This window comes from Paraburkholderia xenovorans (genome assembly GCF_046030735.1).
Taxonomy (GTDB): Bacteria; Pseudomonadota; Gammaproteobacteria; order Burkholderiales; family Burkholderiaceae; genus Paraburkholderia; species Paraburkholderia xenovorans_A.
The window spans coordinates 310104-326829 of the sequence record NZ_JAQQBV010000003.1; the positions used below are offsets into that span (position 1 = coordinate 310104).

General features: G+C 62.2%; 16 protein-coding genes and 1 tRNA gene. 7 read left to right on the forward strand and 10 right to left on the reverse strand.

Translation table 11 applies throughout. From position 1 onward, the window contains the following. Positions 1-91: 91 nt before the first annotated feature. From mnmH to PQQ51_RS04540, 3 genes are read left to right on the forward strand one after another with little or no spacing between them, the layout of a single operon-like run. Complete coding sequence (mnmH, locus tag PQQ51_RS04530) at positions 92-1171, forward strand: tRNA 2-selenouridine(34) synthase MnmH (RefSeq protein ID WP_408495165.1); 1080 nt, start codon at positions 92-94, stop codon at positions 1169-1171. Positions 1172-1208: 37 nt separating this feature from the next. Continuing rightward, the gene (locus tag PQQ51_RS04535; RefSeq protein ID WP_408495166.1) at positions 1209-2264 is read left to right on the forward strand and encodes a permease; all 1056 of its coding nucleotides are present in this window, start codon (positions 1209-1211) and stop codon (positions 2262-2264) included. Positions 2265-2267: 3 nt separating this feature from the next. Continuing rightward, positions 2268-2402, forward strand: coding sequence for a hypothetical protein (locus tag PQQ51_RS04540; protein ID WP_408495167.1), 135 nt, complete (start codon positions 2268-2270; stop codon positions 2400-2402). 59 nt (positions 2403-2461) lie between these two features. Here PQQ51_RS04540 and PQQ51_RS04545 read toward each other — a convergent pair whose 3' ends face one another. After that, complete coding sequence (locus PQQ51_RS04545) at positions 2462-3766, reverse strand: MFS transporter (RefSeq protein ID WP_408495169.1); 1305 nt, start codon at positions 3764-3766, stop codon at positions 2462-2464. Between the two features lie 220 nt (positions 3767-3986). Beyond that, positions 3987-4730 carry a GntR family transcriptional regulator gene (locus PQQ51_RS04550; protein ID WP_408495170.1) on the reverse strand — a complete coding sequence of 248 codons (744 nt, stop codon included), beginning with the start codon at positions 4728-4730 and terminating at the stop codon, positions 3987-3989. A 157-nt stretch (positions 4731-4887) separates the two neighbouring features. On the opposite strand from PQQ51_RS04550, the gene PQQ51_RS04555 reads away from it, so the two are divergent. Beyond that, positions 4888-6207 (forward strand): MFS transporter, encoded by a 1320-nt coding sequence (locus PQQ51_RS04555; protein WP_408495171.1) that lies wholly within the window; start codon positions 4888-4890, stop codon positions 6205-6207. Continuing rightward, entirely contained in the window at positions 6204-7052 is an 849-nt protein-coding gene (locus tag PQQ51_RS04560) for an amidohydrolase family protein (protein ID WP_408495172.1), read from the forward strand. The genes PQQ51_RS04555 and PQQ51_RS04560 overlap by 4 nt, the downstream gene beginning before the upstream one ends. Positions 7053-7203: 151 nt before the next feature. Here PQQ51_RS04560 and PQQ51_RS04565 read toward each other — a convergent pair. The 8 genes from PQQ51_RS04565 to PQQ51_RS04600 all read right to left on the reverse strand — a co-directional run bounded on the left by PQQ51_RS04565 (position 7204) and on the right by PQQ51_RS04600 (position 14862). Further along, positions 7204-7280: transfer RNA gene (locus PQQ51_RS04565), tRNA-Val, on the reverse strand. A gap of 100 nt (positions 7281-7380) precedes the next feature. Next, positions 7381-8880, reverse strand: a complete 1500-nt coding sequence (locus tag PQQ51_RS04570; protein WP_408495173.1) for a M81 family metallopeptidase — start codon at positions 8878-8880, stop codon at positions 7381-7383. Further along, positions 8877-10157, reverse strand: a complete 1281-nt coding sequence (locus PQQ51_RS04575; RefSeq protein ID WP_408495174.1) for a Zn-dependent hydrolase — start codon at positions 10155-10157, stop codon at positions 8877-8879. The genes PQQ51_RS04570 and PQQ51_RS04575 overlap by 4 nt, the downstream gene beginning before the upstream one ends. Before the next feature lie 33 nt (positions 10158-10190). After that, positions 10191-10892 carry an ABC transporter ATP-binding protein gene (locus PQQ51_RS04580; RefSeq protein ID WP_408495175.1) on the reverse strand — a complete coding sequence of 234 codons (702 nt, stop codon included), beginning with the start codon at positions 10890-10892 and terminating at the stop codon, positions 10191-10193. Beyond that, entirely contained in the window at positions 10889-11656 is a 768-nt protein-coding gene (locus PQQ51_RS04585; protein ID WP_408495176.1) for an ABC transporter ATP-binding protein, read from the reverse strand. The genes PQQ51_RS04580 and PQQ51_RS04585 overlap by 4 nt, the downstream gene beginning before the upstream one ends. After that, the gene (locus PQQ51_RS04590; RefSeq protein ID WP_408495178.1) at positions 11653-12711 is read right to left on the reverse strand and encodes a branched-chain amino acid ABC transporter permease; all 1059 of its coding nucleotides are present in this window, start codon (positions 12709-12711) and stop codon (positions 11653-11655) included. The genes PQQ51_RS04585 and PQQ51_RS04590 overlap by 4 nt, the downstream gene beginning before the upstream one ends. After that, positions 12708-13568, reverse strand: a complete 861-nt coding sequence (locus PQQ51_RS04595; RefSeq protein WP_408495179.1) for a branched-chain amino acid ABC transporter permease — start codon at positions 13566-13568, stop codon at positions 12708-12710. The genes PQQ51_RS04590 and PQQ51_RS04595 overlap by 4 nt, the downstream gene beginning before the upstream one ends. Positions 13569-13653: 85 nt before the next feature. Beyond that, complete coding sequence (locus tag PQQ51_RS04600) at positions 13654-14862, reverse strand: ABC transporter substrate-binding protein (RefSeq protein ID WP_408495181.1); 1209 nt, start codon at positions 14860-14862, stop codon at positions 13654-13656. Positions 14863-15108: 246 nt separating this feature from the next. Between PQQ51_RS04600 and PQQ51_RS04605 the strand changes: the two genes are divergently transcribed. Both PQQ51_RS04605 and PQQ51_RS04610 read left to right on the forward strand, forming a co-directional pair. Then, on the forward strand, positions 15109-15951 hold the full coding sequence (locus PQQ51_RS04605; RefSeq protein WP_408495182.1) for a FadR/GntR family transcriptional regulator: 843 nt from the start codon (positions 15109-15111) through the stop codon (positions 15949-15951). Positions 15952-16134: 183 nt separating this feature from the next. Continuing rightward, the gene (locus PQQ51_RS04610; RefSeq protein WP_408495183.1) at positions 16135-16599 is read left to right on the forward strand and encodes a hypothetical protein; all 465 of its coding nucleotides are present in this window, start codon (positions 16135-16137) and stop codon (positions 16597-16599) included. Positions 16600-16726 lie beyond the last annotated feature (127 nt).

The following is a 16726-nucleotide window of genomic DNA, read 5'->3' on the forward strand; positions in this document are numbered from 1 at the left end:
CAACCTGTGCCATCCGGCGGCCTCGCGGCGGCTATGCACGTCGCATGCGATAATTTCGCCTCTGCCGCCGGCCCGCTTCAACTGTTACCCCTTGAAAAATCTCCTCGTCAGCCTCGACCAAGCCCGTGATTTCGATGAAATCATCGATGTCCGCACGCCGCTCGAGTTTGCCGAGGACCATATCCCCGGCGCGCTGAATGCGCCCGTGCTGAGCAACGAAGAACGCGTGCTGGTCGGCACGACTTATAAGCAGGTGTCGCCGTTCGAAGGCACGCGCATCGGCGCCGCGCTGGTCGCGCGCAACATCGCGCATCACCTCGACGTGACGTTCGCGGACCGTCCGCGCAGTTGGCGGCCGCTGATTTACTGCTGGCGCGGCGGCAAGCGTTCGGGCTCGGTCACCACGCTGTTCAATATGATCGGCTGGCCCGCGCGTCAACTCGACGGCGGCTACAAAGGCTACCGACGTGCGACGCTCGATACCCTCGACTCGCTGCCGCGTTCGTTCCGCTATATCGCGCTGGTCGGCCCCACCGGCAGCGGCAAAACGCGGCTGCTCGAGGCCTTGCAGCAGGCGGGCGCGCAGACGCTGGATCTGGAAGCGCTGGCCTCGCATCGCGGCTCGCTGCTCGGCGCCTGGACGAACGTCGCCCAGCCGTCGCAGAAGCGCTTCGACACGTTGCTCGTCAGCGCGTTGCGCGAATTCGACGCGAGGCGCCCCGTATTCGTGGAGGCGGAAAGCCGCCGCATCGGTTCGGTCGCGTTGCCGGCCGCGTTGCTGGAAACGTTTCATCAGGGCGAATGCGTCGAAGTGTTGTCGAGCCACGACGACCGCGCCGCGTTCCTGCAGCACGACTACGCGCATCTGTTCGACGATCCGGCGTCGCTGAAAGCGCAACTGCAGCGGATGATCGGTTTGCATAGCCGTGAGCGCATCGCCGGCTGGCAACAACTGGTCGATCGCAATGACCGCGCGGAACTCGCTCGCGAACTGATCGAACGTCATTACGATCCGGCTTACGCACGCAGCAGCCATCAGCATTTCGTGCGACTGCCGCACGCATTGCCGATGCATTTTCGGCCCAACGACGCGGATGTTGTCGAGCAGGCCAAAACGCTGCTCGCGCAACTCGACCAGACGCGGGACCACAACGTACCTGCCGCCATCTGATTTCAAGAAGAACCGCTAAAAGATTCGAGAGACCATCATGCAATCGACCCTTCGGCAACCTCGCGTCGCGCTCGGCTGGATCGTTTTTCTGCTGATCGCCGTGGTCGGCCTCTTCTACGTGAAGTGGTTTCCGTATTACAACCGCGCATTCGTCGCGGCGAGTCAGCACTCCATCGGCAAATCGATTCTGATGGGCGCGTCGGCGAGTGCGCCGGCTGCGTCGTGGCAAGCGGCGATCGATTACGCCATCGCTTACGGAAAGGCGATCTGGCAAGCGATGGTGCTCGGACTTCTGCTGGGCTCCGCAGTACAGGCATTGATTCCGCCGCAGTGGGTAGCGCGCGTGCTCGGCCGCAGCGACTTCAGCAGCGTGGTCAAGGGCGGCCTGATGTCGCTGCCGGGCATGATGTGCACCTGCTGCGCCGCGCCGGTCGTGGCGGGCTTGCGCGCGCGTCAGGCGGCGCCGGGCGCGGCGCTCGCATTCTGGCTCGGCAACACCGCGCTGAACCCGGCCACGCTGATTTTCATGGGCTTCGTGCTCGGCTGGCAGTGGACGGGCCTGCGACTCGCGCTCGGCATCGTGATGGTGTTCGGTCTCGGTTATCTGGTGAACCGGATGGTCACACCGTCGGAAGCTGAAGCGTCGCGCGAAGCTGCGGCGCAACTGATTACCGCCGACGTGCCCGGCACCGCCTTCACGCGCTGGTTCAAGATTCTCGCCGCGATGACGCTGCGCCTGGTTCCCGAATACATCGTGCTGGTGCTGATTCTCGGCGCCGCGCGCGCGTGGCTGTTTCCGCACATCGGGCCGAACATCGACAACAGCCTGTTGTGGATCGTCGCATTCGCGATCGCCGGCACGCTATTCGTGATTCCGACCGCCGGCGAAGTCCCGATCATTCAGGCGATGCTGTCGTTCGGCATGGCGGCAGGTCCGGCGGGAGCGTTGCTGATGACGCTGCCGTTGATCAGCGTGCCGTCGATCGCGATGCTGGGCCGCTCGTTTCCTCGGCGGGTGCTGAGCGTGGTCGCGTTGGCGGTGGTGGTGTGCGGCGTAGTAAGTGGGTTGTTAGCTATTGCATTGGGATTTTGAAAAATGAAACGTATCGCTGCATTTTCTTTGACGAGCTGGTCGGCCGCTGGGCTGCTTTACTTCGGACAACATTCAGTTGCGCTGATCGTTTTGAGCGGCGTGGTCGCGCTGGCGGGTTTTGATCTGATGCGTCCGTAACGCTTTCGTTTGTGACGCGCCACCGGGGAGAGCATTTTCCCGGCAGCGCAGCGCGCTCATCAAGAAATCGTCGCCGACTCCAGCATCGTCCTGCGACGCGCGCCGATCGTCGCGGCAATCGCCGTGCCGATGCCCAGCACGAGCAGACACGCAGTCGGCACCAGCATCGGCGCGACGGGACTATGCGCTACTTTGCCGACGTACGGCATCAGGTTCTGCCCGGCAAAGCCGCCGAGGTTGCCGATCGCGTTGATCGCCGCGACGCTCGCCGCGGCACGCGCGCCCGCGAAGAAACGCGGCGGCAGCGACCAGAAGCACGGATACAGCAACGGGATGCAGGCGCCGCCCAGGCACAGCGCCGCAAAGCGCAGCGACGCGGTCGGCAGCACCAGGCTCGACGCAAAACAGACAACGCCGATACCCGCGACCCCGCTCATCGCCTTCAACACCACACGCTCGCGTTTCAGCTTGCCGGGAAGCCACAGCAGCAGCAGCGTGGCGAGCGCCCACGGAATCATGTTCAGCACGCCGTTCAGCGACGACGACACCCCGTCGCTCTTCAGCAGCGTCGGCATCCAGTACGTCACGCCGTACAGCGACGTCGACATCAGCATGTAGGTCAGCGCGAACATCAGCACCTTCGGATCGAGCAACGCACCCCACGGGCGCGTCTCCTGCGCATCTTCAGACGCTTCGCGCCTGAGCGCGGCAAGCACGACGCCCTTCTCCGTTTGCGAAAGAAACGGCGCGTCGTTCACCGAGTTCGGCAAGAATCTGAGCGCGACGAACGCAATCACGATCGCGGGAAGGCCAGTGGCGATAAACACCCACTGCCAGCCCGCGAAACCCCACGTGCCGCCGAGCGTCAGCAGCAGACCGCCGACCAGCGCACCCAGCATGTTGGCGAGCGAGCTGCCGAGCGTGAAGAATCCCAGCACCTTGGTGCGATAGCTTTGTGGGAACCACTGCGTGAGGTAGTAAATGACGCCGGGATAAAAACCCGCTTCAGCGACGCCCAACGCAAAGCGAAACGAATAGAAAACCGGCAGCGAACGCGCGAACGCCATCAACACGGTCACCACGCCCCACGTCATCATGATGCGCGCGAGCCACGTGCGCGCGCCGAAGCGATGCAGCGCCAGCGTGCTGGGCACCTCGAAAATCAGATAGCCGATGAAGAACAGCGATGCGCCGAGGCCATACGAGGCCTCCGTCATGCCGAGGTCACGCACCATCTCCAGCTTGGCGAAGCCGACGTTCTGGCGGTCGATGAATGAAATCAGGAACATGATGATCAGGAGCGGCATCAATCGCCACGCTATCTTCTTCATGACCTGCTGTTCGAATGCTGCCTGTGATGCCATGTACGCTCCGGTGTCCGCGCGGGCAGCTTTCGGGACGCGTGGCGCGGCACGGCGGCCGCTACGTCCACGAAACGAGCTGCGTTGATCTAGTCATATATATGTTTATATGAATCAACGCTGGACGCCATGAGGTAATACCCGAATAGCGGGACGCGGCCGCAACTGCCGTTGCGGCACCAAGCCTTTGAAGCGAAGGGAGAGGGATGCGAAGTCCGCGGGGCTAGCGGATCTCGACCTGATATTGAAACGTTGCGGCGGAGCCGCGCGTGCTGCGCCATTCGAACGGCGTGCCCGCGAAGTCCGACGCAACGCGATGAACCAGAATGACGGGGCTGCCGCTATCGATGCCGAGCAATTCGGCGTCCTCGCTGGTAGCCTGCTCGACTCGCAGAACTTCCGTGGCGGACGCGACAATTTGCCGGCACAGACGCTCGTACAACGGATACAGCAGATCTTCGAAATCGCCGAGCGGCAACGTGGCTAACGGCTCGAAACGCGTGCGCGGCAACCAGATATCCTCGGACAGAACGGTCTGCCCTTCGATCAACCGCACCCGCGTCAGATGAATCGCTTTCTCGGAAGCCTTCATCCCCAACGTCGAGCGGATTTCCTCGCCGGGTTTGACGAGCTCGCGCTTGAGCACGCGCGCCGTCGGCCGCACGGGATCGCCCGCGCGCGACTCGAAGCGGAAAAAGCGAAACAACGACGAATCGAAACGAGGCCGCCGGATGAAAGTTCCTTTACCCTGGCTGCGCGTCAGCACGCCGTCGCCGACGAGCAGATCGATCGCCTTGCGAACGGTACCGGTGGAGACGTTATAGAACTGACCGAGTTCCGCCTCGGTCGCGATGGCCTCCTCGATACCCCATTCACCCGCCGCAATGCGGTTGACGAGGTCGTCGCGCAATTGCTGATAACGGGGCAGACGATCGTCCGGTTTGGTCACGAAAGAAGCTGCTGCCATAGAGTCATACAGTTGTTCAGAGGAGTGACTACTGTACCGCATCCGGCCGCGCCGCGACCTGGGCCAGGGTTTATACGCAATGACTTGCGGCAGATTAGCGCCCACCATTCATACAGTCATATATATAACTGTATGAATAGATTCGACGGAGACCTCCATGTTCAAGTGGTACAAGCAGGGCACCGCCCTCGAACGCAATACTTTCTGGGGATGTTTTGCCGGCTGGGGCCTCGATGCGCTCGACGTGCAGATGTTCACGCTGGCCATTCCGGCGATCATTGCCGCGTTCGGCATCGACCATACGCAAGCGGGCGCGATCAGCAGCGTGACGCTCGTGTCGTCGGCACTCGGCGGCTGGATTGCCGGGGCGCTTTCCGATCGCATCGGCCGCGTGCGCACGTTGCAGATGACCATCGTGTGGTTCGCGGGCTTCACGTTCCTTTGCGCGTTTGCGCAGAATTTCCCGCAACTGCTCGTTCTCAAGGCGTTGCAGGGCTTTGGATTCGGCGGCGAATGGGCGGCCGGCGCCGTGCTGATGGCGGAAACGATTCGCACCGAACATCGCGGCAAAGCGATGGGGGCCGTGCAAAGCGCGTGGGCGGTCGGCTGGGGCGCGGCGGTGCTGGTCTATGCCGCGGCCTTCTCGTGGTTGCCGTCGGACACCGCGTGGCGCGTGATGTTCGCCGTCGGCCTGCTGCCGGCCGGCCTGGTGCTGTACGTGCGTCGCAATCTGCGGGAGCCGGCGCGCGTTGCGCCCGCGGCCACGGAACCGAAGGTTTCCATCATCGGACAGATCACGCAGGTCTTTCAGCCGCGCGTTCTGCGCACGACGATCATCGGCGCGATTCTCGGCACCGGCGCTCACGGCGGCTATTACGCGATCATGACGTGGTTGCCCACCTTTCTCGCGAAGGAACGGCACTTGTCGGTACTGAACACCGGCGGCTATCTGGCGGTGGTCATCGTCGCGTTCTGGTGCGGCTGCATGGTCAGCGCGTGGCTGCTCGACCGCATCGGCCGGCGTCGCAACGTGGCGCTCTTCGCGTTCTGCTGCATCGTGACGGTACTCGCTTACGTGATGCTGCCGCTCACCAACACGCAAATGCTCGTGCTCGGCTTCCCGCTCGGTTTGTTCGCGGCCGGCATTCCGGCCAGCCTCGGGCCGCTCTTCAACGAACTGTATCCCGCCGACATTCGCGGCACGGGAGTTGGCTTCTGCTACAACTTCGGGCGGATCGCGTCGGCCGGTTTTCCGGTGCTCGTCGGGTACATGAGTCACTCGATGTCGCTCGGCGCCGCGATCGGCATCGACGCAGCCATCGCGTACGGACTGGCGATGGTCGCCGTGCTCTGTCTTCCCGAAACACGCGGCGCGCGCTTGCGCGAGGTGGCGCCTGAAACCGCGCCGGACAACGCGCCTGAGATCGCATCCGACGACGCACGCCTGACCTTGAACCGCCCGCGAGGCAAAGCATGAGTAAGACGCTATCCGGCGCGCAGCGCGTGGACACGCATGCACACGTCTTCGAGCGAGGCCTGCCATTGACCGACGGCCGCCGCTACGCGCCCGCGTACGACGCCACGCTCGATACTTATCTGTCGCTGCTCGACGCACACGGCATCGGCAACGCCGTGCTGGTGCAGCCGAGTTTTCTCGGCACGGACAATCGCTACATGCTGAAGGCACTTGCGCGGGACACACAGCGCTTGCGAGGCGTCGCCGTGGTGGCGCCCGATATCGATGAAACAGCGCTCGTCGAACTGCACGAGCGCGGCGTGACGGGCATACGCTTGAATCTGATGGAACAGACGTTGCCCGATTTGCGTTCGGGATCGTGGAAGACGTTGCTAGCGCGACTCTCGAAAACCGGCTTGCATGTCGAACTGCATCGGAATGCGCGGGATCTCGCGTCGCTACTCGACGCATTGCTGGAGGTGGATATACCGATCGTCGTCGATCATTTCGGCAGACCCGATCCCGACCAAGGCATCGACGATCCAGGCTTCGGCGCATTACTCGGCTACGGCAAGACCGGCCGCGTCTGGGTCAAAGTCTCGGCGGCCTATCGTTGCGCGCCTGCGGGCTCAGGTTTCGCCGGCGACGCGACGCGCCTGCTCATCGAGCATTTCGGCGCCGGGCGTCTGATGTGGGGAAGCGACTGGCCGCATACACAGCACGAACACGCAGCCCACTACGGCGAGTCTCTATCGATGCTGCTCGATCTCGGTCTCGATTCGACGACGCTCGACGCGATCTCGACCATCACGCCGAACGCGTTCTACGGCTTTGAAAAGGTCCATGCTTCGTCGGAACACGTGTGACGCACTAACGCCGCGTCGGAAAGGTAAAACACACCGACGCGGCAAAGCCGTGCACATGCACTGAAAAAAGGTGTTCTTGGGAAAGGAAAGTACGGCGAGAACATGAGCGTAGACGAAAGCGGAACCGCTTTCGTCTACGTCAATTGTGCGTTGGTAGGCTCGATTGGATTCGAACCAACGACCCCCACCATGTCAAGGTGGTGCTCTAACCAACTGAGCTACGAGCCTATACAGAGGCGCGAATTATAGAGACTCGACACGCACAGCACAAGCCCCGAACGGCACTTATGTTTCGTTTACCGCCGCGCATTTGCCCATAGCGTTTCGTTCAACCAGCAAGCGCCCATTCAGCGTGCGGATCCAGAGGATAGACCGGCCGCTGGATGTGCTTGAACGCGAACAGCCCGTAATCCGAACTGGTCACGCCACGGCTGTCGCACTCTACGAGCGCGGCGGCAATCGGTACGAAAACCGGCCGGCAGTACATGCGTGATTTGAGCAATAGAAAGCGCGCGCGGCGCGGATCGATGCCAACGCTTTCGAACACACCCAGGTCCCACGGTTCGTGCGTGCGCTCGGTCATCACGAGCTTCACCGTGCCGGTATCGAGTACGGCCGCACGCCCCATGAAGGCGCGCTGACCGGTGTACGTGGGTCCGCTGATCACGTATTCGCCGTCGGTCAACGCGCGTACCACGCCCGTCACCGCAAGCGGTGGGCGCGGCGTTACAGCGGCGCTTCCGACCTTGTTGCCGATCGTGATCGTGACCGTGCTGCCGACGCCAGCCGCCATCAGCGCCGCGACGGCTTGCGGGTCGCACAGCGGCCCACTGACGATCCCTTCGAGGTTCTGCTGCACCGCTGCTTCGAGCAGATCCATCGTGTCGCAGGTGCCGCCCGACATGCAGTTGTCGCCGTGATCGAGCAACAGCACGGGTTTGTCCGCGCCCTGTGCAAGCTCTGCCGCCTGCGCCACCGATTCCGCGAGCGGCGCGCTGCGATAAACGAAATCTTCGCGCTCGTGCCAGATTTGCCTTGCGATGCGCTCGGCCACCGCTTCCGCTTTGGCGACGTCGCCGTCCGCCACCACGACGACGCTGATGCACGGCGCCGCAATATCGGCCAGCGAGAATCCCGACAACACCGAAACTGCGAGCACACCGTTGGCCTCGTCGGCCTCGGCAGCACGCGCGGCGTCCACCGCGCGCTTCATCGCGCCTTCCGCGGTCGCGCTGCGCAACGTATGCGTGAGCAGCGGCGGCTGACGCCATGCGATCGCCGGCCGCGCGTTGCCGCGAACCCGATCGAACATCAGGCGTGCCGCATGCGCGCCCGTCTCGTACATATCGACGTGCGGATAGGTCTTGAAACTGACGATCACGTCGGCGTTGTCGATCATTTTCTGCGTGACATTGCCGTGCAGATCGAGCGCGACGGCAATCGGCGCATCGGGCAGCGCCGCGCGAACGCGCTCGAGCAGATCGCCTTCACCGTCGTTCGAATGCTCGGCGACCATCGCGCCGTGCAGATCGAGCATCACCGCGTCGCAGCCGGTTGCGGCCGCAACGATCGCATCGCAGATCGCGTCGTAGGCGGTGGCCTCGACCGGGCCGCTCGGATTCGCCGATGCGGAGATCGGCGTGACGATCGTCGCATGCTCGCGCTCGGCGGCGTCGATGAACGCGGCCATTGCCGTCTGCATGCCTTTGTTCTCGCGGTAGGCGTCTTCGCCATAACTCGGGCCGTTACGGCCGAATGCAGCGAGCGGTGTGGCGACCGGCGAGAACGTGTTGGTCTCGTGATTCATGCGGGCGATGAGGATCTTCATGCGCTTGCATCCCCGACCGTCTGCGCCGCGTTCAACATCGCCCGCAACAGCACGTTGCAACCCGCTTCCAGGTGATCCGCCCGGGCGTCTTCGATTTCGTTGTGACTGATGCCGTCCTTGCACGGCACGAAAATCATCGCGGCCGGCGCGACCCGAGCGAGATAAACCGCGTCGTGCCCCGCGCCGCTAATGACGTCCATCGACGAAAAGCCGAGCGTGTCCGCGCCTTGCTTCACCGCGGCGACCAGATTCGCCGCGAACGGCTGCGGCGGAAAATAGACCACCGGTTCGATGCTCACCGAAATACCCGGCTTTTCTGCTGCCTCTGAGCAGGCCGCACGCAGCGATGCATCCATTGCGGTGAGCGCGACGTCGTCTGCTGCGCGCAGATCGACGGTCAGCGTCACGCGGCCCGGAATCACGTTGCGTGAGTTCGGATGCACGTCGACCCAACCGACGGTGCCACGCCCATGCGGCGCGTGATCGAGCGCGATGCGGTTGACCGCGTGAATCAGATCGGCCGCGACAAGCAGTGCGTCGCGGCGCAACGCCATCGGCGTGGGGCCCGCATGCGCTTCCATGCCCTGCACCGTGACGTCGTACCAACGCTGACCCAGCGCGCCTTGCACGATGCCGATCGTCTTGTCGTTCGCTTCGAGCACCGGCCCCTGTTCGATATGCGCCTCGAAATAGGCGCCGACCGCGTGCGGCTCGCTACTCTCACCTGCATAACCGATTGCCGTGAGCGCATCGCGCACCGACACGCCTTCGCGATCGCGCTGCTCCAGCGCATGTTCCAGCGTGAACGCCCCTGCAAACACGCCGGAACCCATCATCACGGGCACGAACCGCGAACCCTCTTCATTGGTCCACACCGCGACTTCCAGCGGCGCCAGCGTCCGGATATCGGCTTCGGCGAGCGTGCGCAACACTTCGAGGCCGGCCAGCACGCCGTAATTGCCGTCGAATTTGCCGCCCGTCGGTTGCGTATCGATGTGGCTGCCGGTCATCACCGGCGGCAGGTCGTCGCGCAGGCCCGCGCGGCGCGCGAAGATATTGCCGATCGCGTCGACCCGCACACTGCAGCCGATCTCCTTCGCCCACGCGACGAAAAGATCGCGCGCCTCGCGGTCCAGCTCGGTAAGCGCGAGCCGGCAGACACCGCCTTTATCCGTCGCGCCGATCCGCGCGAGTTGCATGAGACTGTCCCAGAGCCGCGCGCCATCGACGCGCAGATCAGCCAGCGTGCCGACGGTTGTTGATTCATGAACTTGCATCGAGGCTTCCTCGTATTGAACACAGCACGCGCGTCAAACCACGCCGACGCCGAGATAACGGTCCTTGATCGACTCGTCGGCGGCGAACGACGCGTTGTCGCCTTCGTAGACGATCACACCCTGTTCGATGATGTAGTGGCGATCCGCGAGTTGCGTGCAGACCTCGAGGTTCTGCTCGACCAGCAGAATCGCGACGCCCGCTTCGCGGATCAGCTTGAGTTGCGCGACGATCTCTTCGACGATCACCGGCGCGAGTCCTTCCACCGGTTCGTCGAGCATCAACAGCCGCGGATGATTCATCAGTGCGCGGCCGATCGCGAGCATCTGCTGTTCGCCGCCCGACAGTTGTGCGCCACCATTCGTGCGGCGCTCTTTCAGCCGCGGAAAAATGCGGTAGATGTCGTCGAGCTGCCACGGCGAATCCTTGCGCGCGCCGAGCCGCAGATTTTCTTCGACAGTCAACAAACGGAAAATGCCGCGATGCTCCGGCACGAAACACACGCCGCGCGACGCGATCTTGTGCGGCGGCATGCCGCCGATCGCGGCGCCGTTGAAAGTCACGCTGCCCTGTTTCGGCGGGACGACGCCGGCAATCGCCTTCAGCGTGGTCGATTTGCCTGCGCCGTTGCGCCCGAGCAGCGTGACCGTCTCGCCGTCGCCAATCTGCAGCGATACGCCTTGCAGGATGTGGCTCTTGCCGTAGAAGCCGTGGATGTGCTGCACGTCGAGAATCATGCGCGGCCTCCGGTGATCATGTTACCGAGATACGCGCTGCGCACGCGTTCGTCGCCGCGAATCTCGTCGGGACGCCCTTCCACCAGCACGCGCCCTTGTTGCATCACGGTGATCGTGTCGGAGATGTCCATCACGATACCCATGTTGTGCTCGATCAGCACGACCGTGTAATCGTCGCGCAGGCCGCGGATCAGTTGCTTCATGTCGTCGAGGTCGTCGATACCCATGCCCGAGGTCGGCTCGTCGAGGAAGATCGCCTTGGGACGCGCGGCGAGCGCCATGCCCACTTCCAGACGCCGCTGCTGGCCATGCGACAGCGCGCCCGCGGACACGTCGCTCAGGCGCTGCAGCGCGAGCCGTTCGAGAACGCTATCCACCGTATCGGCATGCGTGAGCGCACCGAGTGGCGGCGTCCATGCATTCAGCGCGCGCACCGCGTCGACGCCTTGCGCCGCGAGCCGCAGGTTTTCGCGCACGCTCAGATTGGCGAACAGGCTCGTCACCTGAAACGAACGCGCGACGCCGCGGCGTACGCGTTTGTGATCGGGTTCTTTCGTGACGTCGTGGCCGTCGAAAACGATCTTGCCTTCGGTAATCGGCAGCGTGCCCGTCAATACATGAAACAGCGTGGTTTTGCCGGCGCCGTTCGGTCCGATCACCGAATGCACGGTGCGCGGCATGATGCGCAGATTGACGTCGGAGAGCGCGGTGAACTTGCCGTAGCGCTTCGTCACGCCGCTCGCCTGCAAAATGGCTTCGCTCATGCGTGCTCCTTGCTGGAATCGTTGCCGGCGTGCGTGGACGGTCCACGTCGCAGCGTCTGCCAGATGCGTTCGCCCAGGCCCCACAGACCGCGCTGCATGAACAGACTGACCGCGATCAGCACGAGACCGAGCAGCAGCAGCCAGCGCGGCCAGAGCGTCGACAGCCAGTCGGCGAACAACACGTAGAACGCCGCGCCCAGCACCGACGCGAACAGATTTCCGGTGCCGCCGATCACCGTCATCACGAGGATCATCTCGCTCGTGTGGTAATCGATGTTGGATAGCGGCGCGATGCCCGTCATCAACGCATGCAGCGCGCCGGCCAGGCCCGTCACCGCGCCGGAGATCACGAACGCCATCAGCTTGAAACGTCTCACGTCGTAGCCGACTGCGGCCGCGCGCGCTTCGTTGTCGCGAATCGCGAGCAACGTCCTGCCGAAAACCGAATGCGACACGCGCATCAGCAGCCAGAACACCACCAGAAACAGCACCGCGACAAAACCGTAGTATTGCCACGGCGAAGTCAGCGGCACGAGCGCTTTGCCGAACAGACCGAGCGCCGGGCGAGGAATGTCGAGCAGACCGTTGTCGCCGCCGGTGAGGTCCGGCGTGGTGTACGCGAGAAAGTAAAACAACTGCCCGAACGCAAGCGTCAGCATGACGAAATACGTGCCGCGCTGCCGGATGGAAAACCAGCCGACGAGTGCCGCGGCCGCTGCGCCGGCTACGATCGACGCCAGCAATGCCAGAGGTACGGGCAACGCCGTTTTCGTGAGCACCAGACCTGCGCAATAGCTGCCGAGTCCGAAGAAAATGCCTTGTCCGAACGAAAGCAGTCCCGTGTGACCCAGCAACAGATTGCAGCCCAACGCGGCGAGTGCGAACACGAGCACTTCGGTAGCGAGCGATCCGGAGCGCAGCGTCAGCGGCAACACGCAAACCACCAGCAAAGCCAGCAACAGGAAACGGTAGCGATGCAGCGCGTGCTTCACACCGCGTTTGACCGCGGTCGGCGTTGCTCGAGGGTCGATAGATTTAGAGGACGTATCGATCATGCCGCTCTCCCGAACAAACCGTTCGGCCGCAACAACAGCACGGCGGCCATCGCGACATAGATCATCAGACGTGCGCCTTCGGGCCACAACGTGCTCATTACGCTTTGCACGATGCCCACCAGCAAACCGCCGACCAGCGCGCCGAGGAAATTACCCATCCCGCCGACTACCACCACGACGAACGCGACGCTGAGCGCCTCGATGCCCATGAACGGATCGACGCCGCGAATCGGCGCGGCCAGTACGCCGGCAAGCGCCGCCGTCGCGGCGCCGAGTGCGAACACCAGACTGAACACACGCAACACATTGATGCCGAGCAGCGACACCATCTCCGTCGATTCGCTGCCCGCGCGCACTGCGCTGCCGAGACGCGTGCCTTCCAGCACCCACCACAGCAGCGCCGCCAGCACCGCGGTAAATCCGATGACGAACAGACGATACTTCGGATAAACAAAACTGCCCCAGATCACCACGCCGTTCAACACGTCGGGAACTGCGACGTTGTCGCCGAGCGGCCCCCAGATCAGGATCGCGCATTCCTGCACGACAAGCGCGAGACCGACCGTCACGAGAATGTGAAACTCGTGCTGCTGCGCGTAAACGTGCCGCAGGATCAGCTTCTCGACCACCCAGGCGAGCGCGCCGACCACGATCGGCACGACGACGAGTGCGGTCCAGAAGCTCATCGACCACTGCATCGCCTGATAGCAGAAGTACGCGCCAAGCAGATAAAAGGCGCCGTGCGCGAAATTGACGAAGCGCAGCAAGCCGAACACAATCGACAAGCCGACAGCGAGCAGGAAATACAGCATCCCTACTCCGATGCCGTTGACGATCTGCAGGAGATAAACGTTCATGGCGTCCGTTTAGAGGTGGGGCGATCGGCCGTCGCGTTGCGGCTGCGATTACAGGCGTGCCGCGTTTGCCCGCGGCACGAGTACATCAAGCCATCTTGCAGCCGGTTTTGTCGAGCGGTAGGAACGATTGCCCGGCACTGACGATATCCGCGTAATCGTCGGCGTTTTTCATCTTGTTCTTCGCCTTGCCCTTCAACAGATAATAGTTCTTCAGCACCTGATGGTCGCCCTTGCGGATCTCTTCCGGGCCCGTCAAACCGTCGTACTTCATCCCTTCGAGCGCGGCGACCACTTTCTTCGGATCGACGGTGCCCGCTTTCACAATGCCGTCGAGCAGAATTTTCGTGCAGATATACGAGCCGGCGAGACTGTAGTTCGGATTCGCCTTGAATGCCGCATTGCTGCGTTTGACGAGATCGCGATTGAGCGGCGAATCGATAGCGTGCCAATACTGCGCGCCGAAATACACGCCGTCGCACAAGTCCGCGCCGAGCGACTCGAACTGTTCGAGGCCGGAGGCCCACGCCATCAGAATCGTGCAATTGTTCTTCATGCCGAAGCTCACCGCCTGGCGCAACGTATCCGACGACTGCGACCCGAAATTCAGAATCAGCAGGACATCAGGCTTCGCCGCAACCGCGTTGGTCAGATAGCCGCTGAACTCTTTCTCGTTGAGCGAGTGGTAACTGTTGCCCACATGCTCGATGCCCTTCTCCTGGAAAATCGCTTTCGCCGCTGAGAGCAGACCATCGCCGAAAACGTACTGCGGCGTGATGGTGTACCAGCGTTTCGCTTTCGGCATCATCTGGATCAACGGACGCACTGTCTGTTCGATCGCACCATAAGTCGGCACGGACCAGCGGAACGTCGCATCGTTGCAGTCCTTGCCGGTGATTTCGTCCGCGCCTGCCGTCGTGATGAAAACGCCGCCCGCCTTCTGGACTTCCTTGCCCATCGCCAATGATTCGGATGACAAAATACCGCCAGCAAAGAAGCGAGCATTCTTCTGCTGCGCGATCTCCTGGACACGACGTACAGCCGTCGCGGGTTTGCCTTCCGTATCGAGCACGGTGTAGGCGAGCGGCTGCCCAAGCACCTTGCCGTATTGTTCGATAGCGAGCTTCATACCAAGGTCGGCATATTTGCCGTTCGCCGCGAACGGACCGGACATCGGCACCGGACAGGCGAATTGCAACGTGCCGGTCTGCGCGAATGCGCTACGCGCAACCAGCGAGCCCAACGTCCCCGGAACGGCCGACAACGCGGCCAGCTTCAACATATTTCGGCGATTCAAAATGACGCTCCTGAAGAAAGAGACACGCACTGAACGACTGCGAAAGCTTGCTGGCCGCTGCGAAGTTTTTCACCGCACCGGCTTTGTTCTATTTATCATGATAAATAGGTTGGACTTGATCGTATGTACAATAAATTCGAGTGTCAATAAGGCAAAATTCCTGGACGTCTTCGGACGTTCTTCCGCGTCAATCCGGCGCGGCGGATCGATACAGGACTGTGCAGAACAAAACTGGGAGCATCGAAGATGGTCATGGACCGAGCCAAGGCAGGCGCCGCGATCGAGATCAAGCAGCAGAAACGCGGCGACCTCGTCGCGGAGGAAATCAAGCGGCTCATTACCGAGAAGGATCTGAAGCCGGGCGACCGGCTTCCGCGTGAGGTGGAATTGCAGCAGCTCTTCTCGGTGAGTAAAAGCACGATCCGCGAGGCGCTGAAATCGCTCGAGGTGCAAGGTCTCATCAAGGTGACGACAGGACCGAGCGGCGGAGGGATGGTGGTCGAAGTGCCGCTTGACCGCACGCTGCAGCTTTTGCAGAACTACCTGTTCTTCAAAGACGTTTCCATCGACGACATCTACACCGTGCGCAAATTGCTGGAGCCCGAACTCGCGGCAGGCGCGGTCCCGCATCTGACCGAGCAGGATTTCGATGCGCTGGAGGCAAGCATTGCGTGTTGCGACCGACCAGCGTCGACACAAGGCGGGAAAGATATCGTGAAGCAGCGTCAGGAGGACGTAAATTTTCACGACATCCTCGCTGCGGCGAATCCCAATCCGTTCTTACGTTTTAGTTGCGAACTCATCAACGAAATGATCCGGCAATTGATCGAGTTTCGTAACGATACGCCGCAGGCCGAACACGAACGTTTCGGTCAGGCGAACGTGAAAATTCACAAGGCGATCACCAAAGCGGCACGCGAGCGTGACGTCGAAAAGGTCCGCGAGCTGATGGTGGTGCACATGACCGAAGCGCCACGCTACGTGAAGCGGATGAAGGGCAAATTGCGCGGGCGTCTGATTCTCGACTCCGAGATCCGTCGACGCGTTCGAGCTCGTAGTCTGGCGCCGTCAGACGAACCGAACGAGTAAGCGCGCGGTGATGCGCGATGGATAGATAAGCATGGCGTATTCGCATGCCGATGCCCCGACGAGGCGGAAATTGATTGCCTTGAGGATTTGATACGAAGATAGCCCGCAACAGGACGGCGAAAGGGCTCAACCTTTCGTCGGACGAGCCGTTATTGCATCTGCACAGGCTACCACTGGACCTTCATGTCACAAGCTATCCCCTTTTCCCGTAACGCGGGCGCGGCCCGTGCGCGGCATGGCAAGGCCATGTTGCTGCCGATTGCCCGACGGACTGCCGATGAACTCGCGCTGCGAGTGCATCTGTCGCTCGACGCGTTGCGTCGCGGCGCTGGCGGTATCGGCGATGCGCAAGCGCTCACTCAGACCATGCTACTGACCGGCTTTCTCGCGGAGTGCGGGTTTGGTGAGGCAAATGGGGAGCAACTCGCTACGGCTGAACGAGTGGTATCGATGGTTTTCGACATCGGCCGCGAGACAGGCGAGTGGAAACTGGACGATGGCGGATTCGAAGTTTTTGCCGCAATTGCGACGAATTACGATCAGCAATTGCATAGCGCACCGCTGTGGGCAATAACCGAAGCGAGCGATCGACTCGATCGCTTTACCGCCGGCATGCCGTACCAGGCACCGATGCGGAAAAGGGCGTGAGTTGACGGTGCGACGGCGGGTTAAGTTTGCCGTCGCGGTTTAGTTTTTGCTGAGAAACTGATATTCCGGCGTGGTGGGTGGAGCACGGGTGTCGGTAAGGTACGAGTAATTGCGAAAGTCCGGAAGC

Coding starts and splice junctions, on each gene's coding strand:
- PQQ51_RS04535 (WP_408495166.1), top strand. CDS start 1,209: ATGCAATCGACCCTTCGGCAACCTCGCGTCGCGCTCGGCTGGATCGTT.
- PQQ51_RS04540 (WP_408495167.1), top strand. CDS start 2,268: ATGAAACGTATCGCTGCATTTTCTTTGACGAGCTGGTCGGCCGCTGGG.
- PQQ51_RS04545 (WP_408495169.1), bottom strand. CDS start 3,766: ATGGCATCACAGGCAGCATTCGAACAGCAGGTCATGAAGAAGATAGCG.
- PQQ51_RS04550 (WP_408495170.1), bottom strand. CDS start 4,730: ATGGCAGCAGCTTCTTTCGTGACCAAACCGGACGATCGTCTGCCCCGT.
- PQQ51_RS04555 (WP_408495171.1), top strand. CDS start 4,888: ATGTTCAAGTGGTACAAGCAGGGCACCGCCCTCGAACGCAATACTTTC.
- PQQ51_RS04560 (WP_408495172.1), top strand. CDS start 6,204: ATGAGTAAGACGCTATCCGGCGCGCAGCGCGTGGACACGCATGCACAC.
- PQQ51_RS04570 (WP_408495173.1), bottom strand. CDS start 8,880: ATGAAGATCCTCATCGCCCGCATGAATCACGAGACCAACACGTTCTCG.
- PQQ51_RS04575 (WP_408495174.1), bottom strand. CDS start 10,157: ATGCAAGTTCATGAATCAACAACCGTCGGCACGCTGGCTGATCTGCGC.
- PQQ51_RS04580 (WP_408495175.1), bottom strand. CDS start 10,892: ATGATTCTCGACGTGCAGCACATCCACGGCTTCTACGGCAAGAGCCAC.
- PQQ51_RS04585 (WP_408495176.1), bottom strand. CDS start 11,656: ATGAGCGAAGCCATTTTGCAGGCGAGCGGCGTGACGAAGCGCTACGGC.
- PQQ51_RS04590 (WP_408495178.1), bottom strand. CDS start 12,711: ATGATCGATACGTCCTCTAAATCTATCGACCCTCGAGCAACGCCGACC.
- PQQ51_RS04595 (WP_408495179.1), bottom strand. CDS start 13,568: ATGAACGTTTATCTCCTGCAGATCGTCAACGGCATCGGAGTAGGGATG.
- PQQ51_RS04605 (WP_408495182.1), top strand. CDS start 15,109: ATGGTCATGGACCGAGCCAAGGCAGGCGCCGCGATCGAGATCAAGCAG.
- PQQ51_RS04610 (WP_408495183.1), top strand. CDS start 16,135: ATGTCACAAGCTATCCCCTTTTCCCGTAACGCGGGCGCGGCCCGTGCG.